20 protein-coding genes are annotated in these 21,189 nt (G+C 65.9%); 13 read left to right on the top strand and 7 right to left on the bottom strand.

Going from position 1 to position 21,189, the window contains the following annotated elements; translation table 11 throughout:
* The first annotated feature begins 4 nt into the window (after positions 1-4).
* The 3 genes from LAN61_01140 (at position 5) to LAN61_01130 (ending at position 3,654) form a co-directional block, all read left to right on the top strand.
* Positions 5-1,306 (top strand): HlyD family secretion protein, encoded by a 1,302-nt coding sequence (locus tag LAN61_01140; protein MBZ5539102.1) that lies wholly within the window; start codon positions 5-7, stop codon positions 1,304-1,306.
* A gap of 24 nt (positions 1,307-1,330) precedes the next feature.
* Positions 1,331-2,920: a DHA2 family efflux MFS transporter permease subunit gene (locus LAN61_01135; GenBank protein ID MBZ5539101.1), complete on the top strand. Its 1,590-nt coding sequence runs from the start codon at positions 1,331-1,333 to the stop codon at positions 2,918-2,920.
* Between the two features lie 68 nt (positions 2,921-2,988).
* Positions 2,989-3,654, top strand: coding sequence for a sigma-70 family RNA polymerase sigma factor (locus LAN61_01130; protein MBZ5539100.1), 666 nt, complete (start codon positions 2,989-2,991; stop codon positions 3,652-3,654).
* A 71-nt stretch (positions 3,655-3,725) separates the two neighbouring features.
* Here the strand turns inward: LAN61_01130 and LAN61_01125 are convergent, their stop codons facing one another.
* The 5 genes from LAN61_01125 to LAN61_01105 form a co-directional block, all read right to left on the bottom strand.
* Positions 3,726-4,577: a prephenate dehydratase gene (locus tag LAN61_01125; protein MBZ5539099.1), complete on the bottom strand. Its 852-nt coding sequence runs from the start codon at positions 4,575-4,577 to the stop codon at positions 3,726-3,728.
* On the bottom strand, positions 4,574-4,879 hold the full coding sequence (locus tag LAN61_01120) for a chorismate mutase (GenBank protein ID MBZ5539098.1): 306 nt from the start codon (positions 4,877-4,879) through the stop codon (positions 4,574-4,576). The genes LAN61_01125 and LAN61_01120 overlap by 4 nt, the downstream gene beginning before the upstream one ends.
* Before the next feature lie 267 nt (positions 4,880-5,146).
* Positions 5,147-5,749, bottom strand: a complete 603-nt coding sequence (locus LAN61_01115) for a hypothetical protein (GenBank protein ID MBZ5539097.1) — start codon at positions 5,747-5,749, stop codon at positions 5,147-5,149.
* Between the two features lie 175 nt (positions 5,750-5,924).
* Complete coding sequence (locus LAN61_01110) at positions 5,925-6,734, bottom strand: DUF72 domain-containing protein (protein ID MBZ5539096.1); 810 nt, start codon at positions 6,732-6,734, stop codon at positions 5,925-5,927.
* A gap of 121 nt (positions 6,735-6,855) precedes the next feature.
* Entirely contained in the window at positions 6,856-9,363 is a 2,508-nt protein-coding gene (locus LAN61_01105; protein ID MBZ5539095.1) for a protein kinase, read from the bottom strand.
* A 255-nt stretch (positions 9,364-9,618) separates the two neighbouring features.
* On the opposite strand from LAN61_01105, the gene rpsP reads away from it, so the two are divergent.
* The 10 genes from rpsP (at position 9,619) to LAN61_01055 (ending at position 17,936) form a co-directional block, all read left to right on the top strand.
* Positions 9,619-9,858, top strand: a complete 240-nt coding sequence (gene rpsP / locus LAN61_01100) for a 30S ribosomal protein S16 (protein MBZ5539094.1) — start codon at positions 9,619-9,621, stop codon at positions 9,856-9,858.
* 100 nt (positions 9,859-9,958) lie between these two features.
* Complete coding sequence (locus LAN61_01095) at positions 9,959-10,189, top strand: KH domain-containing protein (GenBank protein MBZ5539093.1); 231 nt, start codon at positions 9,959-9,961, stop codon at positions 10,187-10,189.
* A gap of 11 nt (positions 10,190-10,200) precedes the next feature.
* Complete coding sequence (gene rimM, locus LAN61_01090; protein ID MBZ5539092.1) at positions 10,201-10,770, top strand: ribosome maturation factor RimM; 570 nt, start codon at positions 10,201-10,203, stop codon at positions 10,768-10,770.
* Positions 10,771-10,942: 172 nt separating this feature from the next.
* Positions 10,943-11,746 carry a tRNA (guanosine(37)-N1)-methyltransferase TrmD gene (gene trmD / locus LAN61_01085; protein ID MBZ5539091.1) on the top strand — a complete coding sequence of 268 codons (804 nt, stop codon included), beginning with the start codon at positions 10,943-10,945 and terminating at the stop codon, positions 11,744-11,746.
* Between the two features lie 33 nt (positions 11,747-11,779).
* A complete protein-coding gene (locus tag LAN61_01080) occupies positions 11,780-12,316 on the top strand; it encodes a DUF2911 domain-containing protein (GenBank protein ID MBZ5539090.1) in 537 nt (178 codons plus the stop codon).
* Between the two features lie 155 nt (positions 12,317-12,471).
* Positions 12,472-12,864 carry a 50S ribosomal protein L19 gene (gene rplS / locus LAN61_01075; protein ID MBZ5539089.1) on the top strand — a complete coding sequence of 131 codons (393 nt, stop codon included), beginning with the start codon at positions 12,472-12,474 and terminating at the stop codon, positions 12,862-12,864.
* Positions 12,865-13,074: 210 nt separating this feature from the next.
* A complete protein-coding gene (locus LAN61_01070) occupies positions 13,075-13,755 on the top strand; it encodes a ribonuclease HII (protein MBZ5539088.1) in 681 nt (226 codons plus the stop codon).
* Positions 13,756-14,014: 259 nt separating this feature from the next.
* Positions 14,015-16,909 carry a tetratricopeptide repeat protein gene (locus tag LAN61_01065; GenBank protein ID MBZ5539087.1) on the top strand — a complete coding sequence of 965 codons (2,895 nt, stop codon included), beginning with the start codon at positions 14,015-14,017 and terminating at the stop codon, positions 16,907-16,909.
* 60 nt (positions 16,910-16,969) lie between these two features.
* The gene (locus tag LAN61_01060; protein MBZ5539086.1) at positions 16,970-17,275 is read left to right on the top strand and encodes a hypothetical protein; all 306 of its coding nucleotides are present in this window, start codon (positions 16,970-16,972) and stop codon (positions 17,273-17,275) included.
* A 16-nt stretch (positions 17,276-17,291) separates the two neighbouring features.
* Positions 17,292-17,936, top strand: coding sequence for a thiamine phosphate synthase (locus tag LAN61_01055; GenBank protein ID MBZ5539085.1), 645 nt, complete (start codon positions 17,292-17,294; stop codon positions 17,934-17,936).
* 21 nt (positions 17,937-17,957) lie between these two features.
* Here LAN61_01055 and LAN61_01050 read toward each other — a convergent pair whose 3' ends face one another.
* Both LAN61_01050 and LAN61_01045 read right to left on the bottom strand, forming a co-directional pair.
* Entirely contained in the window at positions 17,958-18,482 is a 525-nt protein-coding gene (locus LAN61_01050; GenBank protein ID MBZ5539084.1) for a hypothetical protein, read from the bottom strand.
* A complete protein-coding gene (locus LAN61_01045; protein ID MBZ5539083.1) occupies positions 18,479-21,073 on the bottom strand; it encodes a protein kinase in 2,595 nt (864 codons plus the stop codon). Before LAN61_01045 ends, LAN61_01050 begins: the two co-directional genes overlap by 4 nt.
* Between the last annotated feature and the right edge of the window lie 116 nt (positions 21,074-21,189).

Raw genomic sequence — 21,189 nt, 5'->3', positions numbered from 1 at the left:
ACTGATGGGCATCGAGATCGAAGTCGGACTGGAAAACGCGCCCCAGATGCCGGCCGCCGCGGAGGAGCCACCGCCGAGGAAAGCGGAAGCGACGGGGCTGGCGAATCCGAAACTGCAGCGGGCGCTGCTGGGCGCGGGGATGGGGCTGCTGGCGGTGATCAGCGGGCTGTACTTCTATTACCACTTGCGGGAGACCACGGACGACGCGCAGGTGGACGGACACGTCACGCCAGTGGCGGCCAAGGTGTACGGGCGCGTGGAGCAGGTGCTGGTGGAGGACAACCAGGCGGTGAAAGCCGGGCAGGTGCTGGTGCGGCTGGACACGCGGGATTTTCAGGCCAACGTGGACCAGGCGCGGGCGGCGGTGTCGCTGGCGGAGAGCGAGGCGCGGGCGGCGGGGATCGATGTGCCGCGAACGCGCGAGAACATGGCCAGCGAAACGTCCAGCGCGGAAGCGCAACTGGCGGGAGCGGAGGCGGAACTGCAACGCGCGCAGGGGGCCTACGACCTGGCGCGCACGGCGGACCTGGCGTACGCACAGGCCAACGTGGCGAAGAGCCGGGCGAATGCGCAGCTGGCGAAAGCCGACCTGGAGCGCTTCCTGCCGCTGGCGGCGAAAGACGAAATTTCCAAGCAGCAACTGGACGCGGCCCGGGCCAACGCGGAGGCCGCGGGCAGCGTGCTGCACGCGGACCAGGAGCGGCTGGCGCAGGCGGAACGGAACATCGCGATCACCGAGGCGGCGTACCAGGCGGCGAAGGCGCGGGTGGACGAAGCGCGCGCGGGAATCGGGGCGGCGCGGGCCAATCTGAAGCAGGTGACGATGCGCAGCGCGGAGGCGCAGGCCAAACTGGCACGGGTGGAGCAGGCGCGGGCGGCGCTGACGTACGCGGAGCTGACGCTGCAAGCGGCGACAGTGGTGGCGCCGGTGGACGGGGTGGTGACGCGCAAGCAGGTGGAGCCGGGCCAAGTGGTACAGGGAGGGCAGGGCCTGCTGGTGCTGGTGCCGCTGCACGACGTGTGGGTGACGGCGAACTTCAAGGAGACGCAACTGCGGCGGATGAAGCCGGGGCAGAAGGCGTACGTGGAGGTGGACACCTACGGAAGAACCTTCACGGGGCACGTGGACTCGATCGCGGGAGCGACGGGGGCGCGGCTGAGCCTGCTGCCGGCGGAAAACGCGACGGGGAATTTCGTGAAGGTGGTGCAGCGCATCCCGGTAAAGATCGTGCTGGATGCCATCCCGGCGGAGAAGGCGGTGCTGCGGCCGGGGATGAACGCGGACGTGACGGTGGTGACGAAGTAAGAGCGGCGAGGGAAGAACAGGTGCATGGTCAAGCGAATTTTAGCGAAGCTGCGGACGGCGGACGGGGGCATCAACCCGTGGGTGATCGCCGTAACAGTGACGCTGGCGACGTTCATGGAGGTGCTGGACACCTCGATCGCCAACGTGGCGCTACCGCACATCGCCGGGAATCTTTCCGCGGGGCTCGACGAATCGACGTGGGTGCTGACGTCGTACCTGGTGTCGAACGCGATCGTGCTGCCGCTGTCGGGGTGGTTTTCGTCGCTGCTGGGGCGCAAGCGGTTCTACATGATCTGCGTGGCGCTGTTCACGACGAGCTCGTTTCTGTGCGGACTGGCGCCGAGCCTGGGCGTGCTGGTGCTTTTCCGGATCTTGCAAGGGGCGGGCGGAGGGGGATTGCAGCCGAGCGAGCAGGCGATCCTGAGCGACACGTTTCCGGCGTCGAAGAAGGGCATGGCCTTCGCGGTGTACGGAGTGGCGGTGGTGGTGGCGCCGACGGTGGGGCCGTGGCTGGGCGGGTGGATCACGGACAATTTTTCGTGGCGCTGGATTTTCTACATCAACGTGCCGGTGGGGATCATCTCGCTGCTGCTGACGTCGCTGCTGATCAGCGATCCGCCGTACATGAAGCGGCTGAGCGTGAAGCAGGGCTTCCGCGTGGACTACATCGGGATCGGGCTGCTGAGCCTGGGGCTGGGAAGCCTGCAGATCATCCTGGACAAGGGGCAGCGCGAAGACTGGCTGCACTCGGACTTCATCCGGGTCTTTTTCGTGCTGATGATCGTGGGGCTGGCGGCGGCGGTGCTCTGGGAATTGCGGGAGAAGGAACCGGTGGTGGATCTGCGGATGCTGAAGGACCGCAACTTCGCGATCGGGACGATGAGCATGTTTTTTCTGGGATTCGTGCTGTACGCGAGCACGGTGCTGATTCCGCAGTTTCTGCAGCAGCTGATGGGCTACAACGCGGAGCTGGCGGGGCAGGCGCTGTCGCCGGGCGGGCTGGTGATCATGCTGATGATGCCGGTGGTGGGGACGCTGGTGTCGAAGTACGAGGCGCGCTGGCTAATCATGTTCGGATGCGTGGTGTGCTCGGCGGCGCTGTTCGTGATGGCCGGGTGGAACCTGGATATCTCCTTCGGGGTCGCGGTGAAGGCGCGGATGCTGCAGAGCATGGGGTTGGCGTTTCTGTTCATCCCCATCAACGTGGCGGCGTTCTCCTATGTGGCCAAAGAGAAGACGAACATGGGCACGGGGATCATCAACCTGGCGCGGAACATCGGGGCCAGCGTGGGCATTGCCACGGTGACGACGATGCTGGAGCGGCGGGCGCAGTTTCACCAGGCGCATCTGGCGGGGCACGTGAATGCCATGAACCCGGAATACCAGAGCTTCCTGGCCCGGACGACGGCGTATTTCGTGGGGCGCGGGTCGGATGCAGTGCAGGCCGCGGGGCAGGCGCAGCGGCTGCTGTACAACCTGGTGGAGCGGCAGGCGGCGATGCTGGCGTTCATCGACAACTTCTGGATGCTGGGCATGATTTTCCTGGTGGTGATGCCGCTGCTGCTGTTCATGAAGAAAGCGGAGCCGCCGAAGGGGCCGCTGGCGGGGCACTGAGCGCGTGGCGGGCGAAGGATTTGGCGGCCGGTTTTGCGGAAATTGCGTATTGAGCAATGGGGGAAGAGATGGCGACACAGGCGATTGGAAAAATGCAGGGCAATGACACAGACTTGATCCGCGCGGGGCAGCGGGGCGACGCGGAGGCGGTGGAGACGCTGTTCCGGCGCTACCAGCGGCCGCTGTTCCAAACGGCGCTGCGGGTGCTGGGGAACGCGGAGGAGGCCGAGGACGCGGTGCAGGACGGACTGCTCTCCGCATACCGCAACCTGAAGCGCTTCGAAGGACGCTCGCAATTCTCGACGTGGCTGACGCGCATTGTGATCAACGCGGCGCTGATGCGGCGGCGCAGCCAGAAGGCGCGGCCGGCGGTTTCGCTGGACGACACGACGCACGAGGACGCGCTGAGCATCGCGGAGCGCTTCGCGGACGACGCGCCGAACCCCGAGCAGGTGTTCGCCGGGACGGAGCTGCGGGAGATGATCCGGGAAAACCTGGACGAGCTGTCGCCGCTGCTGCGCACGGCGTTTGTGCTGCGCGAGGTGGAGGGCTACTCGACGGGGGAGGCGGCGCGGAAGCTGGGGGTGACGGAGAATACGCTGAAGGCGCGGCTGTGGCGCGCGCGGCACCAGCTGGCGGAACGGCTGGGGCAGCGGCTGCGGCGCATGAGCGATGAAGTGGCGGCGGGCAGCGGCTCCGGAGTGCTGGGCGACGAGGCCTGCAGCTACTGCTGAGGGTAATCGATGGTTTGATTGGTACGAAGGGCCGGCCGCGAGGCCGGCCCTTTTGTTTTTCTGCGCAGCAGCTACGGGCGGTGCGCGGCGGGGTAGAGGCCGAGGACGCGGACGTCGCTGGCGGCGCGGCGGAGATCGGCGGCAGCAGCTTCCAAGCGCTCGTGGGATTCGGCTTCGACGTCGAGGAAGAACTGGTATTCCCAGGGACGGCCGTGGATGGGGCGGCTTTCGATCTTCTGCAGGTTGACGCCGTGGCGGGCGAAGGGCTCGAGGGAATCGACGAGCGCGCCGGGGCGGTGCGCGAGGCGCATGGCGATGCTCATCTTGTTGGCGCCGGGAAGGGGGCGGACAGCGCCGGGCAGGAGGAGAAAGAAGCGGGTGAAATTTTCGGCGTTGTCCTGGATGCCGGCGGCGAGGATGATGCCGCCGTAGTGTTCCGCGGCGCGGCGGCTGGCGATGCCGGCGCAGGATTTGTCGCCGCGGGCGAGGACTTCGCGGACGCCGCCGGCGGTGTCTTCGGCGGGGACGCGCTTCAGCCCGGGATGCGCGGCAAAGAAGCGTTCGCACTGGGCGAGGGCCATGGGATGGGAGGCCACGGAGCGCAGGCCGTCGAGCGTGGCGCCGGAACAGCCAATGAGCTGCATCTCGATGGGGAGAATGGTTTCGGCGACGATGGTGAGGCTGCTTTCGACCAGCAGGTCGTAGACGCGGACGACGGAGCCGGCGAGGCTGTTTTCGACAGGGGCGAGAAGGGCGTCGGCGGCGCCGTCGCTGATGGCGGAGAAGAGCGCTTCAAAGGTGGGGCGCGGCACGGTGATGATGGCCGGGCCGAGCAGGCGGAGGGCGGCTTCTTCGCTGAAGGCGCCGGGCTCGCCCTGAAATGCGACGCGGGAGCCGGCGGGCAGGAGGGGCGCGGCGCTCATGCGCGGGCCCGCTTTCCGGCGGCGCGAGACTTGGCGAAGGTGCGCGCTTCGACGCGGCGGGATTCGGCGAGGATGGCGCGGAAGAGGCGCGCGACGGCGGGTGCGGTGAGCGGGCCGGGGTTCCGCTGGCGCATACGGGCGAGGATGGCCGCTTCGCGCCGGGAATCGCGCAGGGCGATGCCAACGGCGCACTTTCTGCGGCCGACTTCGAGGGCCAGCCGGGCGCGCTCGTTCAGGAGCCCGAGCAGCTTCTGGTCAATTGCGTCGATCTGGCCGCGCCATCGTGCGAGTGACACCGGCATGGGTTCCTCTCCGGCATGGTTGCATTTCCCGCGGAGTCAAGGAGTCTAACCGAAATCGAAGAGAGATTCCTCACTTCGCGGACTCCGTTCGGAATGACGCTGTTCTATAAATTGTCACGCTAAATGACGGTACTGCGTAAATTATCCCGCTAAATGCGGTCAGCGGGGGGAGTTTTCCCAGAGTTGCTGGAAGAGGCGGAGGGTGGCGGGGGAATGGCCGGCGTAGTGGGTGGACTAGCAGGGCGGGGGAAAGCCAAGAAAACAGAGCTAGGGGATGTCAACGGCTTCTGGGAGGGCGTTCTCGACTCGTTCCCATGCCGTTTGTGACTGCGGTGAGCCGGTTATCGCAAGCACATACAACACTGGCCATTTGCGGATTATGACCAGATTCAAATTGAGGCCACTGGAGGGCACGAAGAACTCCAACTCCTTTGCCTTCTTGGCTCGAATTTCGAGCTCCCTCTGCCCTCGCACAATGTAGCCTCCGGCCGCGTAATTCTTGCGCAGGAAATCTGCATCAGCGTCAAGCGATGGCAGGAGATCGGGTTGCGGCCAGAACATCAAGTCTAAACCGTCCTGGGAATCGAGAATGCAGAACCGGTGCGCCGCGTCGGGTTTGGTTATTTGGGGAGCGCTTACTTTTCTCCACACGCCTGGCAATCTCAGGGTTACGCCGGTTTTCGCATTCTTGTAAACAGTTTCAAAGGCGGTCTGGTAGCTCGGGCGAGGGCCGCTCTCCAAGCGGAGAGGCTGAGAGGCGCTAGTTGTGATGGAATCAGCCGAGTGGTCAACTTCACTGATCTTCCGGGAATAGCGGCTCCATGCGCGGAGTCCAACAACCGCACCTAACACGGTCAGAACGCCGGCCATAGCGAGGAGTCGCATGACAAGTTTGAACGCGTCACTTCGCTTTGGCTCTGGAATAGGGTCGTTCGAGAGGCGAAGGTCAGTCATCGCGCGGGAGAGGTTGAATCATAGCACTAAGAGACCGCTCTCTGAAGAGGGCGGTTGCAGCTTTGGTGGTGAATGCGCGGGAAGAAGGCGATCAGCGGGGGGAGTTTTCCCAGAGCTGCTGGAAGAGGCGGAGGGTGGCCGGGGCGTGGCCGGCGTAGTGGTTGTTGGCGAAGACGAAGATGGCGATGCGGCGGGCGAGGAAATTGCGGCAGGCCGCGACCCAGACCTGCAGGTCGCGGCGGCGGTCCACGATGGTCTGGTCCCAGGTTTTGGTCTGCGCCTCGATGCCTTTGCGGTCGCCGAGCCAGCGGATGTAGGTGAAATCGGCGGTGATGGGATCGAGGGATTTGAGGACGTCGCGGATGGGGGGCATCCAGGAGTGGTCGATGAGGGCCAGAGCGACGTTGTGTTCGCGGAGGGCTTCGGTGAGCGCGGGGACGAGCCAGTATTTGTTGCGGATTTCGAGGGCGAAGCGGTAGTTCTGCGGCAGTTTTTTCAGGAAGGGGCGAAGGCGGGTGAGGAATTGCGCGGCATTGGCGAATTTGGATTTGTTGAAGTACGGGAACTGGAAGAGGAGCGGGCCGAGCTTTTCGCCGAGGAGGTCCATGGCGGAGAGGAAGCGGTGAAGATCGGCGTCGCAGTCCACCAGCACCTTTTCATGAGTGATGGCTTGCGGGACTTTGGCGGCGAAGAGGAAGTTGGCGGGGGTCTTGGCGTACCAGCCGCGCACGGTGGAGGCGGCGGGGGTGCGGTAGAAGGTGCTGTCGAGCTCGACGGTGTCGAACTGCGTGGCGTAGTAGGAGAGGTATTCCGCGGGCTTCAGCGTGGCGGGATAGAAGCTGCCGGGCCAGCCTGCGGCGGTGAAAGCGGAGGTGCCGAGGCGCAGGAGCGGTTCGTTCATGAAGCGGATTGTAGCGCAGGCGCAACGCTAAATAATGCATCCCCTGACGGTGGACGATGCGCCGGCGGGGGATGCGCATCGGCTGCATTTCACGGGCAAATAAGCAAAACGCCGGGAGCGATTACGGCGTCAGCCCCATGCGGCGGAGGAGATCGGCGTAGCGCGGATCGGAGCGAAGGGAATCGAAGCAGAACTCCACTTTTATGTCCTGCAGCCCGTCGGCCTTTTCGGCGTAGGCCTTTTCCAGCCAGCGGAAGGCCTGCTCCTTGTCTCCCAGGCAGCCATACTCCAAAGCGATTCGGGTGGGATCCACATAGGCGCGGGCGGACATCTCTTTGCGCAGCTCAATCTCGCGAGCGAGGGCTGCCTTATAGCCGGAACGGGCATAAACTTTCGCGGTTTCTTCGGCCAGGGCGATCTCGTCCCGGTCGTTGATCAGAACGGCCTCTTTCTTGCTCTCCTTCAGCCAGAGGTCGTAGCGGCCCATGGCCCAGTACAGAAACGAGAGTTCGTCATGCGTACTGACGAAATTGGGGTCTAGCTCGAGCGTCTTTTTCAATTGCTCGAGTGCCTGGTCATACTTTCGAGCCAGCCTGTAGCCCCCGCCCAGACTGACGTTGTATCTCAGGTTCAGGGGATCGAGTTCAACGGCCCGCTGGAGGTGGGCGATGGCTTCCTGGGAGCGGCCCAGCAAGCTCAACTGGAGACCATACCAGTGGTGCGCATTGGCATAGTTGGGATCCAGTTCCAGAGCGCGTTGCATTTCCCGTTCCCAGTCCGCCCATTCCCAGGCGCCAAAATGGGCCGCGGCCAGCGCCGCGTGCGCTTCCGGCAGTTTCTCGTCGAGTGCCAAGGCTTTGAGCGCCGCGGCTTTCAGTTGGGGCACGGATCTGGCTGCTGGAACCGGTTCATAGCCCGCGATAACCGCCCAGTAATCGGCCAGCCCGACGTAGGCCCTGGCGTAGGCCGGGTCCCGGGCGATGGCTTGATTGAAGAAGTCGCGGGCTTTTTCGAGCGACTCCGGAGTGCGCTTCTCCCAATAGAAGCGCCCCTTGAGATAAAGCTGGTAGGCCTCGGGGTCGGAGGTCCCGCCACGATCGAGCCCGGCCTTCTGCGTTCCGGTAAGGTGCTCGCGCAGGCGGGCGGAGATCTCTCCGGCAATCTCGCGCTGCACGCCGAGGACGTCGGAGAGCTTGCGGTCGTAGCGCTCGCTCCAGAGATTGCGGTTCGAGCGCGCGTCGGTCAGCTCGACGCTCACGAGGAGCGTGTCGCCGCGCTGCGTGATCCGCCCGGTCACCACCGCAGCGGCCTTCAGCGCGCTCCCCGCCGTCTGCGGGTCCACGTCCTTGGCCTTGTAGCGGAAGACGGCGCTGCGCGAGCGCACGGCAAGGCCCGGAAGCTGCGAGAGGCTGCTGATGAGGCTTTCGGTCAAGCCATCGCACAGGTATTCCGTGTTGGGGTCGGCCGTGACGTTGGCGAACGGCAGAACCGCGAGCGAGTCAATCGCCGGACCGCTGCCGTGGAAGAATCCGCGGTAGGCGCCGAATCCCAGCCCCGCCATCAGGAGCAGGATCGCGGCCGCGGACGCCAGAAAAACCTTTTTGTGCCGCTTCAAGAGACTGACGGCAATCTGTGTGTCGGAGCTGGATTCGAGCGCGCCCCGGGGAATTCCGCCGCTGCCCGCCGCCGGCAACGCCGCATTTCCAGCGGAAGCAACCGCCGTGGAAACGGCCGAGCGGCCCGAAGCCGTGTCCCGCTTCAGCCGTTGGAGTTCCGCGCGCATGTCCGAAGCATGTTGGTAACGGAGCCGGGCGTCTTTCTCGAGCGAACGCATGATGAGATGCTCGAGTTCGGTGGGGACTTCGCTGTTGAGGCGCACGGGCGCTACCGGGGACTTGTGCAAGATGGCGTCGAAAATCGCGGCGGAAGTGTCGCCTTGGAAGGGATGCTTGCCCGTGGCCATTTCGTAGAGCACCACGCCAAACGAAAAGAGGTCCGTGCGCCGGTCCAGTTCCTTGCCCAAGGCTTGCTCGGGTGACATGTACGCCACGGTCCCCAGCGCGGTGCCGGGGCTGGTCAAATGCTCGGCGGCAAACCCCGGGGTGTCCAACGTTTCTCCCTTGCCGCTGGCGTCCTTGGCCGCAGCCACCTTGGCCAGGCCGAAATCGAGAATCTTGGCGTGGCCGCGATTAGTGACGAAGATGTTCGCGGGTTTGATGTCCCGGTGAACGATGCCCCCGGTGTGCGCCGCATCGAGCGCGTCGGCGACTTCGATGGCTATCTCCAGCAGGCGTTCCAGACCGACCGGACGGCCCGTGATCATGTGCTTGAGAGTCATGCCATCGAGAAATTCCATGGCGATGAAGGACCGGCCGCCCTCTTCGCCGATGTCGTAGATGGTGCAGATGTTGGGGTGGTTCAGCGCGGAGGCGGCCTTGGCTTCGCGCCGGAAGCGCTCGAGCGCCTGGCGGTCCTGGGCCACGTTGTCCGGGAGGAATTTCAGGGCCACAAAGCGGTCGAGGCGGGTGTCTGCGGCCTTGTAAACCACACCCATCCCGCCGCCACCGAGCCTTTCCATGACGCGGTAGTGAGAGACACTGCGCCCGAGAAGAGATTCACGGGCCGGCATTTGACGCAGATGGTAAGTGCCGCCCAGGGATTAGTCAACCCAGGAGGGTCAGCAACGCAGTTTGTTGAAGTTCGTCTTTGCCGGGGGCGAAATTGCGGCCCTGTCGCAGCAGTCCGAGCGGCCGAGCGCGACTGGAGGGACACCGTTGGAGCTCTCGGGCGCAGGAGTGGACCGGCCCTCCGGGCCGGGCGGAGGGAGGGGACGAAAAAGGGGGAAATGGGCTATACTAGGGGGCTCCAGGAGGAGTAGAAGACTGTGCTGACGATTCGCTTGGCAAGAATAGGCAAGAAGAAGAAGCCATTTTACCGCGTGGTGGTGATCGAGCGGACACGCTCGCGCGACGGCCGCACCGTGGATGCGGTGGGCACGTACGATCCGCTGAAGAAGCCCGCGGAGATCAAACTGGATGCCGAGCGCATCAAGTACTGGCTGGGGCACGGCGCGCAGCCGAGCGACACGGTCCGCAGCTTCCTCCGCCTGCAGAAGATCGCATAAGAAATCGCCTGACGGAAAAACCAAAGACTGCTCGCGTCCCGGCGGAAGCCGGGACGCAACGCCCGAGTTCCCCTACTTCCAGCTCGCGCGGAGGTGCCCGATGAAAGAATTGGTCGAGGCGATCGCCAAAGCGCTGGTGGACCATCCCGACGACGTGCAAGTGAAAGCCATCGAAGGCGAACAGACGACGGTGCTGGAACTGCACGTGCACCCGGACGACCTGGGCAAGGTCATCGGGCGGCAGGGACGCACGGCCAAGGCCATGCGCACGATCCTCGGCGCCTCGGGGATGAAGCTGCACAAGCGGCTGACGCTCGAGATTCTCGAGTAGTGCCGGGACGCGTGCCACCCCCGGCCGAAGGCTACGTGACGCTGGCGCGGATTCTGCGGCCGCGCGGCATCCAAGGCGAAGTTTCCGCGGAGATCCTCACCGACTTTCCCGAACGGCTGACGAAGCTGCGCGAAGTGTTTCTGTACGACGGGCGGAGCGCGCGGCGCAAGGCGGCGCTGCGGCGCTGCTGGCTGCACGGAGAGCGCGCGATCTTTCATTTCGAAGGCTGCAACTCCATGGATGACGCGGAGAAATACCGCGGCCTGGAGGTGCAGTTGCCGCTTTCCGAGCGCGCGCCGCTGGAGGCGGGGCGGTACTACGTCAGCGACCTGGTGGGCTGCGAGGTGGTGGAGATGGTCCCCGGTACGGGGGCGCAAGCGGAAGCCCCGGGCGGGGAGCCGCTGGGAACGGTGCGCGACGTGCAGTTCGGCTCCGGGACGCCGTTGCTGGTAGTGGACACGCCGCGCGGGGAGCTGCTCATCCCCCTGGCCGAAGATATTTGCACGCGGATTGACACCGCCGCGCGGCGCATTACCGTGGTGCTTCCCGAAGGGCTGCGGGAACTGAATTTGGGCGGATGAACCCGCACGTGTCACGGCAGCCCTGAAATCGAAGAGAGATTCTTTCCGACCGGGTCGGAATCTTTCCGACAAAGTCGGAATCCGAGATCGATCGGCTCTGCGGGCCAATAAAACCGGCCCGCTGCACTTGAAATGACCACCCCAGACAAAGGTGCGTTAGACTCACGACAGAATGCGATTTGATCTGATTACCATATTTCCGGAGTTTTTCGCGGGGCCGCTGGACTACGGGATTGTGCGGCGGGCGCGCGAGGCGAATCTCGTGCAGGTGCAGGTGCAGGACCTGCGGGCGTTCACGCATGACCGGCACCGCACGGTGGACGACCGGCCGTTCGGCGGGGGCGAAGGGATGGTGCTGAAGCCGGAACCGCTGTTCGAGGCGGTGGAGTCGCTGGTGGGGCACGGGGTGGGGGATGCGGCGCAGCCGGCGCCTCCCGACCCGCAGACGGCGATCGTGCTGCTGTCCGCGGCGGGGAAACTGTTCCGGCAGGAGACGGCGCGGCGCTACGCGGGGCTGGAGCGGATCATTTTGATTTGCGGGCGGTACGAGGGCGTGGACGAGCGCGTGGCGGAGCACCTGGCGACGGAGGAGGTTTCCGTCGGGGATTACGTGCTGAGCGGAGGCGAGCTGGCGGCGGCGATCATTGTGGATGCGGTGACGCGGCTGCTGCCGGGGGCGCTGGGGAATATCGCCTCGGCGCAGAACGAATCGTTCAGCGCGGCGGCGGGTGCGGCCGAGCGGGCTGGACATGCCGTGTCCCCACAGCCGGAGCAGGCGGCGGGTGCGGGGCAGGTGCTGCTGGATTTTCCGCACTACACGCGGCCGGCGGAGTTTCGCGGGTGGAAGGTGCCCGAGGTGCTGATCGGCGGGAACCACGCGGAAGTGGCCAAGTGGCGGCGGGCAGCGGCGCTGGAGAAAACGCGGCGCAACCGGCCGGATCTGCTGCTGCGCGAGGCGCGGCGGGTTGCAGATTGATTCGAGCACGGTATAAATTTTCCGGGAGGAACCATGCGCAAACAACTTCTTTTTCTGGCCTCGCTGGCGCTGGTGGTGGCGGGTATCACCCGCGCGCAGGAGGATAAGAGCAAGCGTCTCAGCCCGCCGGCAGCGGCGGAACACAAATTTGCCGACGGCAAAACCGTGAAGATCGGCTACAGCAGCCCGCGCATGAAGGGGCGGAAGATTTTCGGCGGCCTGGTGCCTTATGGGAAGGTGTGGCGTACGGGCGCCAACGAGGCCACAAGCCTGGTGACGACGGCCGGGCTGACCATCGGCGGCAAGACCGTGCCGGCGGGCAGCTACACGCTTTTCAGCATTCCCGAGGAAGGCAAGTGGACGCTGATTATCAGCAAGAAAACGGGGGAATGGGGGACCGAGTACCCGGGCGAAGCGGAGGATCTGGCGCGCGTGGAGATGGCCGTGGCGCCGACGAAGGCGCCGGTGGAGAACTTCACGATTTCCTTCCAGGACTGCGGGGGCAAGAACTTCACGCTGCGCATGGAATGGGACGGGGTCCAAGCGGCGGTGGGGATCGCCGAACAATAGAACGCGCCGCGCGCCCGGTCCGGACCTTGCTCACGGCGGCGCCGGAGACGGCGCACGGCCAGCGGCGGCTAGGCAAACCAGGGGAATTGGGCTATACTTTTGGATTGTCTCTGGAGTGCTGGCCCCACCTGAGCGGGTCTGCAGGAAAATAGGTTATGAATCCGATTATCCGTAAACTGCATGAAGGGCAACTGCGCAAGGACCTCCCGGAATTCCGCCCGGGGGATACGGTGCGCGTGAACGTGCGCCTGCGCGAAGGCGAAGGCGACAAGGAAAAAGAGCGCCTGCAGGCGTTTGAAGGCGTGGTGATCTCGAAAAAGGGCCGTGCGTCGGGAGCGACGTTCACGGTGCGGCGGGTGAGCTTCGGGGTGGGCATCGAGCGCATCTTCCCGCTGCACTCGCCCTCGATCAGCTCGATCGAAGTGGTGGGCAAGGGCAAGGTGCGGCGCGCCCGGCTGTACTACCTGCGCGACCTGAAGGGCAAGGCGGCGCGCATCAAGCGCGCGGGGCGCGAGGAAGCCGTGCCAGGGGCGGAAGCCAAGGCCTGAGCAGTGGGGCAGGCATTCTTGTCTGTCCTGTGAGAGTTGACCGCTGCGCGGTCAGAGAAATAAAAGATACCGTGGGCTACCGGGACAGGCAGAAATGCCTGTCCCATTTTTTTTGGGATGCGCCGTGCCGGTGCGGGATGGGACTGCCGGAGCACGGACCGGAGGCGGGACACGGCCGCGCAACGCGCGCTATGCTAAAATCGCGCGCCAATGGGGCGCTCCGACGAAACTCCGCGCAAGCGGCTGTGCTCATCGCGATTCGAGCGCGCGGCACGGAAACTGGGCTGGACACGCATCGCCGGGCTGGACGAAGCCGGACGGGGAGCGCTGTTCGGGCCGGTGGTGGCCGCGGCGGTGATCCTCAATCCGAAGCGGCGGATCGTGGGGCTGGATGATTCCAAGAAGCTCACGCCCGAGCGGCGCGGCGAGCTTGCCGCACGCATCCGCGAGTATGCGCTGGCCTGGGCGGTGGCCGAAGTGGACGCGCAGCGGATTGACGCGTGGAATATCTACCAGGCCAGCCGGCAGGCGATGACCGCCGCCACCGAGCAACTGGCCATCCGCCCGGATTACCTGCTGATTGACGCCATGCAACTGGACCTGCTGATCGAGCAGAAGTCGCTGATCAAGGGAGACACGCGCTCGGTTTCGATTGCGGCAGCGTCGATCCTGGCGAAGACCCATCGCGACGCGCGGCTGGAAGAGTGGAGCACGGTCTATCCGCAGTACGGGCTGGCGCACAACAAGGGCTACGGCACGCCCGATCATCTGGAAGCGCTGCGGCAGCACGGGCCGACGCCGCTGCACCGCCATTCGTTCGCGCCGGTGCGCGAGGCGGGCTGCTGGGCGGCAGGGGCCATACAGGCGGCGTTGCCGCTGGATACGAGATAGCCGTGAGGAAGGCCGGGCCTGTGCGGGACGGGGGATAACTGGCTGCTCACATGGGGCGCAAGGTTCGTTGACTTGGCTTTTCGCGGCCTGTTAGCGTGAATACGTAAGACTTTTGCCTGCCCCGCCGCCGTGGGGGCGGAGGGGAATCCCTCTGGGCCGGCCGAGTCGAGCGTCTGCGTGACCGCAAAGCGGTCAATTGTATGGGTGACCGCGAAGCGGTCAACTGTTGTCCGATGTTGTCCGAAGTCTGAGTTCGCGAATGGCCTATAACAAGAGCAAATACGTCGAAGCCGCCCAGAAACTCCTCAACCAGGGCAAAGTGCCGCAGGCCATTGCGGAATACCAGCAAATTCTGAAGCACGAGCCGAAGGATCAGGTCACGCTGATGACCGTCGGCGAGCTGTTCATCCGCCAGAACGAGCCGCGGCAGGCCATCGAATATTTCGAGCGGCTGGCGCAAATATTCGTGGGCGACGGCTTTTTGACGAAAGCCATCGCCGTGTACAAGCGCATCGCCAAGCTGGTGCCGGACGAGATCAAGCCGCTGGAAAAGCTGGCGGAGCTGTACGTGCAGCAGGGCGTGATGAGCGAGGCGCGGCCCCTGTTCCTGCAGCTGGCGGAGATTCACCTGAAGGGCAACCGGCAAGCCGAGGCGGTGAACCTGCTGAAAAAGCTGCTTTCCGCGGAACCCGATAACCTGCGCATTCAGGTACGACTGGCGGATCTGTACCAGGCCATGGGGCAGACGCAGGAAGCGGTGACCGCTTATCTCGAAGCGGCGCAGCGGGCCATGGCGCGGGGCGAGCAGCCGGAAAGCGACCGGCTCGCGGAAAAGGTGCTGAAGCTGGACCCGCAGAACGCGGGTGCCATCACCGTGAAGGTGCGCGGGTACGCGGCGCAGGGCAAGCTGGCCGAGGCGGCGCAACTGCTGGAACAGCTGCCGGACCTGGAGCAGGGCGGCGAACAGGCGGAACTGCTGCTGGACCTGTACCGTAAGAATTCGAAGTGGAACGAGCTGACGAATCTGGCGCTGCGCGTCTTCGAGGCGGACAACAAGAATTTCGGACTGGCGCAAAAGGCCGCGGAAATACTCCTGGAGGGGAACCAGAGCGAACGCGCGATGGGCCTAGTAGGGCAGATCCGCCTGCCGCTGATCGACGCGGGGGAGCACGAAGCAATTACGCAGATGCTGGGGACGCTGATCACGCGGCTGCCGAACAACCTGGAACCGCACGAATGGCTGGTGGATACGCTGGGCCGGACGAGCAATTCCTTCCAGTTGCCGGACGCGCTGGCGAATTTTGGCGCTGCGCTGTTGGCGGCGGGGGAGTACGAGCGGGCCAAGGAAACATTCCAGCAACTGGTGGACCGCCAGCCGGAGAGCGAGGCGGCGAAGAGCAAGCTGAACGAAGCGCTGCGCATGCTCGGCGGCGGGGCACCCGCGGGGACACCCGCGGCGGCACCGGCGGCAACCGAGGAAGATTTTCCGATGGAGCTCCGCAAGGCGCCTTCGTTTCTCGAGGAAGCCTTTCAGGTGGAGCTGGCCAGGGAGCCCGCGAAACCCGTATTAGGCCGGGAAGAAGGGGCGGAGCCGGTGGCCGCAAAACCGCTGGCACCGGCGGAAGCCCCGCTGGATGAAGAGACGCAGCAGTTCATCTCGCAATCGTTGACGGACGTGGATCTGTTCGCCAGCTACGGGCTGACACAAAAAGCCATCGGGCTGCTGGATGCGGTATTGCGGCGCGCGCCGCGGCACACGTCGACGCTGGAAAAGCTGCTGGATTTCGTGCTTGGCGCGGGGGACGACAAGCGCACTGCGGAGCTGGCCTCGCAACTGGAACAGATCCACCACGAGCACGGCGATGAGCGAAACGCAGAAAGATTCGGGGAACTGCGGAGGCGCTTCCAGCGCGCCGCGGGCCTGCCGGACCTGGCGGCAGGAGAGCTGCCGGCCGCGGCAGCAGCGCCGCCCGCACCGCGGCCACCCGTACAAGCTCCTGCGCCCGTTGCCGCACCGCCGCCGGCGCCAGCCGTGCCAGCGCGCGCGCCGCGGCCGCCTGCGCCGGCCGCCGAGATTCCCGTGGAATTGTCCGCGGAGCCCGCGGCGGCGGTCCACGAAGTGGACCTCTCCGACGAATGGGCCGCGATGTTGAACCAGAATGCCGTGGCGGAAGCCGCGCCGGAAGCGGCCGCGCCGCCACCCGCAGCCCCGGTTGCGCCTGCGGAAGCGGATGTCGGCGAGTTCCAGTTGCCTACCGCGGAAGAAGCCGCGCCTTTACCGGAGCCCGCGGCGGAGATTCCGGAGCTGATGGAACCTGCGGCGCCGCCCGCACCCAAGGCGGCGAAACCCGCGCAGAAAAAAGAACCCGCGGCGAGCGAGCCGGCTTTCGAGGTCGAAGAAGAATACGATCTGGTGCTGGAGCCGGAGGCGCTGGTGCCGGCGCACGAGCAACTGCCTCCGCCACCGCCGCCGGCAGTGCCGCCGCCCGCAGCCTCGGCTGCGCCACCGAAGAAAGCAGAAGAGGCGCCGGCAGCGGCCGCGTTCTCCTCGGAGCAGTTTCTGGAAGAGCTGGCCCACGAACTGGACAGCCTTGGACTGGAAGAACTCGTTCCGCCCGCGGCGAAGGCCGCAGCAGAAGCTCCCGCGGCAAAGGCCCCGGCCCAGCCGGCGAGCCCGCCCGCGGCGGCGGAAGAAGGGGACAATACGCTGCAGGACGTCTTCAACGAATTCCGCGCGGAAATCGGGGAGATGAACACGGAAGACGAGGACCTGGAGACGCACTACAACCTGGGAATTGCGTTCCGGGAGATGGGCCTGCTGGAAGAGGCCATCAGCGAATTTCAGAAGGTAGCGAAGGCCAACGATCACGGGCGGGCCTTCCGCTACGCCATGCAGTGCTGCACACTGCTGGGGCTAGCGTTCATGGAGAAGGGGCAGCCGAGGATCGCGGCGCACTGGTACGAGCGGGCGCTGCAGACGCCAGATCTGGACCCGGAAAGCATCCTGGCATTGCGGTATGATCTGGGCGTGGCCCAGGAGTCCGCGGGCGATCTGGAAGCGGCGCTGAAAAGTTTTTCGAAGGTGTACGCGTCGAACATCGACTACCGCGACGTGGGCGAGCGAATCGCCGCTCTGGAAAAGACGGCTCGCTAGAAACAGCAAGCGGCGGCGTGCGGGATTCTATTTTCAGGCGGCCGCGAAGCGGTCAACTGTATGCGTGACCGCGAAGCAGTCGACTATTTGTGCGACCGCGAAGCGGTCGACCACCCAACGATGAATCGCATCCTGCAGGCCATGCTCGTGCTGTTGTATTTCGAGATGGGAGCGATCCTGATCTATCTGCCGTGGTCGGCGCTCTGGGAACAGAACTATTTCCTCAGCCGATTCCCCGAACTGATCCCCATCCTGCTGCATCCCTCGCTACGCGGGGCCGTCAGCGGCCTGGGGGTGCTGGACATCTTTCTGGCCGCCGGAATGATCCGGCAAGGCGGGCAGGCGGCCCGTGCCTCCGAGCGCTAAATCCACTCTCTGCTACGTGAGCGACCGGAAAAGTCTGCCCGCGGACGCGCGGGGAGGCGAAGCAGCGCTGCTGGAGGCGTTCGAACGCGCGGCGGCAGCCGGCGTGGACTGGATGCAGATTCGCGAGAAGGACCTGCCCGGAGCGCGGCTGGCGGCGCTGACGCGCGCGGCACAGGAACGCGCCGCGCAGAAGACACGCCTTCTGGTGAACGACCGGCTGGACGTGGCCCTGGCGGCCGGCGCCGGAGGCGTGCACCTGGGGGAAGAGTCGCTGCCCGCGGAAGAGGTGGTGCGCTGGTTGCGCAGCGCGGCCGGCGCCGCCGGTGCACCCCGGGATTTTCTGGTGGGCGTCTCCTGCCACGCGCTGGAGGCGGCGCGCGCCGCGGAGCGCGCCGGAGCGGACTACGTCTTCTTCGGGCCGGTGTTCGCGACGCCCGCCAAGGCGGTGTACGGCGCGCCGCAGGGGCTGGCGCGGCTGGGCGAGGTTTGCCGCGCGCTGCAGATTCCGGTGCTGGCCATCGGCGGGATCACGGCGGAAAACGCCGCGGAGTGTCTGGCCGCGGGCGCGCGGGGCATCGCGGCGATCCGCCTGTTTCAAGCCGCGGCGGACCTCTCCGACACCGTGCGCCGGCTGCGGCGCGCGGGCCCGCGCGGCCGCTAGCCGTTCCGATTCACCCTCGAGCTAACTGCCCATGGGGATGACATAGGGGTCCAAGGTGATCGTGGCCTTGTTCGTCAAGGTCACCACAATCGTGTACTTGTAGGCTTTGTGCCGGACGCCGTCGGGGACCTTGACGGGCTCCTGATCCGGCGTCGCCGCTTCGCCGGCCGGCACGAGCGCCTGCTGCGCGGATTGGAACGGCCATTCCCCGCTTGCAAACTTGATCTCGAACGATTTCACGCGGTTGCCCTGGGCATCCGCAGCCGCGCTGGCCTTCCAGTGCACGCGCTCGCCGGCGCACACGGCGACGAATTCGTCCACTTGCGCGATGCCGTCCAGGGGATTGACGGCAATCTCGACAACCCCGGCTTCATGGGAGATGTGCTTGTAGCAATCCACGTATTTCAGGTTGTTGGCTTTGGCCGGCTGCGGAGCGGGCGGCGCGACGGCGCGCTCCGGTTTCTTGCAAGCGGCGAAGAAAACAAGAGAAGCGAGAAGCAGGGCGGCGCCGGGCAGGGCCGCCGGGATAGTGGCGAAACGTTTCATGGTTTTTTTCCTTCCTGGGTCTCCGGCGCGGAGACCAGAGCGGTAAATCGCGAATTGTCATTCAGGGCCTGGAAATTCGGGGTGTCGCGGATGGTGGCCGCAGGGTAGCCGGCGGCCACGGCGTGTTCCAGCGCGCTGACGGCGCGGGGGAGCTCTCCGAGTTGCGCGTAGACGAGCGCGGCGGAGTAGAGCACTTCCCCCTTGCGCGGGGCGAGGCGCAGGGCTTCGGTGATGAGGCCGCGGGCCTGGCGGGGTTCCCCAAGCATGGCGTAGTAGCCGGCCAGGTAGCCGAGGGTATCGGCGTCGCGGGGATTAACTTTGCGGTCTTTTTCGGCCAGAGCGACGGCTTTGCGGTACGCGGCGGGGGCCCGCTCGCGCAATCCTGGAGCCCAGTAATAGGCGTCGCCGAGATTGCCCCAGAGCTCGAAGCTCTCCGGGTCCAGACGCGCGGCTTCCTCGTACCAGCGCGCAGCATCGGCGTAGCGCGCCAACTGGAAATAGGCGGTGGCAAGGTTGGAAGTGGCGGGGCCGGTGCGGCGAATGGCCAGGGAACGCTCGAGGAGCGGGATGGCGTCCGCGTAGCGGCCCTGGAGGACACGGATCATCCCGGCATTGCTGTAACCGATGAAGCTGTCGGGGACGAGGGAGACAACCTGGGCATACATCTGCGCGGCCTCCTCGAGACGGCCCTGGCGCATAAAGAAATGGCCGAGGCGGTTGTAGCCGGCCCAGTAAGCGGGCTGGAGGGCGATGGCCTCGCGAAAGGCCTTCTCGGCGTCCGCGGGGCGCTCCAGGCGTTCGAAGGCCAGGGCCAAGCCGGAGTGGGCATCATCGAGGGTGGGGGCGAGGCGCGCCGCGGTTTGATATTCGGCGGCGGCCTGTTCGTATTTTCCGGTGCCGTTGAATACCAGTCCGAGACAGGCGTGGGCCACAGCCAGCGTGGGATCGCGGGCGGCGGCGCGCCGGCAGGAGGCGGTGGCTTCGCCGACCCAGCGGGTGTCGTGAGTCAGTTCGAACTTCCGCCAGTAGGCTTCGCCGAGGCCGGCATCGGCGGCGGCGAAGGCCGGATCCTTTTCGAGGGCGCGCTGGAAGACGGCGATGGCGCTCTCCAGACTTTCCCGCTTGCCGATGTCGCGCAGGTAGCCGCGGCCCTGCAGATAGAAGTCGTAGGCAGCGGGCTGCGCGGTGCCGTGGGCCTGCAGCGCCTCCAGTTCGGGAGGGCCGATCTGCAGGGCCAGGGCTTCGACGACGTTCTCGGCGACGCGGTCCTGCAAGGCAAAGGGATTGGAGGAGGAGGCGGTGATGGAGGCGCCGCGGAGCTGCTGGCGCGAGTGGGTATCCACGAGGCTGTAGTTGACGCGCACCTGTTCCGCGGCATGCTGGATGTGCAGCACGAGGACGAGGTTGACGCCGAATTCGCTGCCCGCGCCCTCGATGGAGGTGACCTTCTTGGCGCGCATTTCGCTGGCGGGAATCACCGCGAGGGGATGCCGGTCGGTGAGAGCGCCGAGGCGCGAGGTCAGCGTGTCCACCAGGCCGTTGTCAAAGGCCGCTTCAGGTGCGCCGCTGCCGCTGCTCTCCGGGGGAAGAATGGCGAGCTGCATGCGCGCGGGCATGGCGGGAGCCGCCGCCGGGCGGAAGAGCGCGGGGCGCAGGAAGAACAGCGCGAAAAAGAGGAACGCGGCGAACCCTGCGGCGGCGAGCAGGCTGCGGGAAAAACGCGGGCGCGGGAAGCGGGAAGCCGGCAGAGAAATCTCCGGAGTGATGGCTTCGAGGGCCGCGCGCACTTCTCCCGCACGCTGGTAGCGGCGCTCCGGCTCCTTTTCCAGGCAGCGATGAATGACCGCGGCGAGGCCCGGGGGCACGTGCGCCGGGAGGGGGGGCGGGGGATCGCGCACGATGGCGGTGCACAGGCGGAAGAGATTGTCCCCGCGGAAGGGGCGCTCGCCGGTGACCATTTCGTGGAGGACTACGCCGAGGGCCCAGATATCGGTGCGTGGCGTGGCGTCCTTGCCTCCGAGTTGCTCCGGGGCCATGTAGGGAAAGGTGCCGGCGACGCCGATGTTGTCCGCGGTGCTGGTGATCTCCAGGGTCTTGCGGTCGAACTCGGCCGGATCGGTGCGGCGGGCCAGGCCGAAGTCCAGAATCTTGGCGTCGCCCTGCGCGGTGATGACGATGTTGCGGGGCTTGAGATCGCGGTGAATGACGCCGCGGGCGTGGGCGTGCTCCAGCGCGGAGGCCAGTTGCCGGGCGTAGCGCAGCGCGGTCTCCACGGGCACCCCGCCGGGACGGATGGATTCGGCGAGCGGGCGGCCCTCGACGTATTCCATGGCGATGTAAAACTCGCCGGCGGATTCGCCGACCTCGAAGATGGTGCAAATATTGGGGTGATTGAGGGCGGAAGCCGTGCGGGCTTCTTCGCGTAAGCGCGCCTGGCTGCGGGCATCCAGGCCAGAACTCTCGGGGAGGAACTTGAGGGCGACGGTGCGGCCGAGGGTGGTGTCCTCGGCGCGATAGACTACACCCATCCCGCCGCTGCCGAGCGGATTGAGCAGGCGATAGTGCGAAACCATCGGGCCCAGCATGGCCACACCAGCAAGAGCCTGCGCGCAACGAGGGTAGGGAAAACGCGCGCCGACTGGGGCATCTTAGGCGCGGGCGCAGGGCAAGTCAACGGATGGCAAACGTGGCGCGAAGCGCGGCGGAC

Source organism: Terriglobia bacterium (assembly GCA_020072785.1).
Lineage (GTDB): Bacteria > Acidobacteriota > Terriglobia > Acidiferrales > UBA7541 > Acidiferrum.
This window is presented reverse-complemented; position numbering and strand designations above follow the sequence as displayed.

Bases quoted from the DNA above. Each gene is read 5' to 3' on its own strand.
- LAN61_01070 (MBZ5539088.1), top strand. From the start codon at position 13,075: ATGGGGCGCTCCGACGAAACTCCGCGCAAGCGGCTGTGCTCATCGCGA.
- LAN61_01110 (MBZ5539096.1), bottom strand. From the start codon at position 6,734: ATGAACGAACCGCTCCTGCGCCTCGGCACCTCCGCTTTCACCGCCGCA.
- LAN61_01115 (MBZ5539097.1), bottom strand. From the start codon at position 5,749: ATGGCCGGCGTTCTGACCGTGTTAGGTGCGGTTGTTGGACTCCGCGCA.
- LAN61_01140 (MBZ5539102.1), top strand. From the start codon at position 5: ATGGGCATCGAGATCGAAGTCGGACTGGAAAACGCGCCCCAGATGCCG.
- LAN61_01065 (MBZ5539087.1), top strand. From the start codon at position 14,015: ATGGCCTATAACAAGAGCAAATACGTCGAAGCCGCCCAGAAACTCCTC.
- rplS (MBZ5539089.1), top strand. From the start codon at position 12,472: ATGAATCCGATTATCCGTAAACTGCATGAAGGGCAACTGCGCAAGGAC.
- LAN61_01125 (MBZ5539099.1), bottom strand. From the start codon at position 4,577: ATGAGCGCCGCGCCCCTCCTGCCCGCCGGCTCCCGCGTCGCATTTCAG.
- LAN61_01130 (MBZ5539100.1), top strand. From the start codon at position 2,989: ATGGCGACACAGGCGATTGGAAAAATGCAGGGCAATGACACAGACTTG.
- LAN61_01135 (MBZ5539101.1), top strand. From the start codon at position 1,331: ATGGTCAAGCGAATTTTAGCGAAGCTGCGGACGGCGGACGGGGGCATC.
- trmD (MBZ5539091.1), top strand. From the start codon at position 10,943: ATGCGATTTGATCTGATTACCATATTTCCGGAGTTTTTCGCGGGGCCG.
- LAN61_01080 (MBZ5539090.1), top strand. From the start codon at position 11,780: ATGCGCAAACAACTTCTTTTTCTGGCCTCGCTGGCGCTGGTGGTGGCG.
- LAN61_01095 (MBZ5539093.1), top strand. From the start codon at position 9,959: ATGAAAGAATTGGTCGAGGCGATCGCCAAAGCGCTGGTGGACCATCCC.
- LAN61_01060 (MBZ5539086.1), top strand. From the start codon at position 16,970: ATGCGTGACCGCGAAGCAGTCGACTATTTGTGCGACCGCGAAGCGGTC.
- LAN61_01120 (MBZ5539098.1), bottom strand. From the start codon at position 4,879: ATGCCGGTGTCACTCGCACGATGGCGCGGCCAGATCGACGCAATTGAC.
- LAN61_01050 (MBZ5539084.1), bottom strand. From the start codon at position 18,482: ATGAAACGTTTCGCCACTATCCCGGCGGCCCTGCCCGGCGCCGCCCTG.
- LAN61_01105 (MBZ5539095.1), bottom strand. From the start codon at position 9,363: ATGCCGGCCCGTGAATCTCTTCTCGGGCGCAGTGTCTCTCACTACCGC.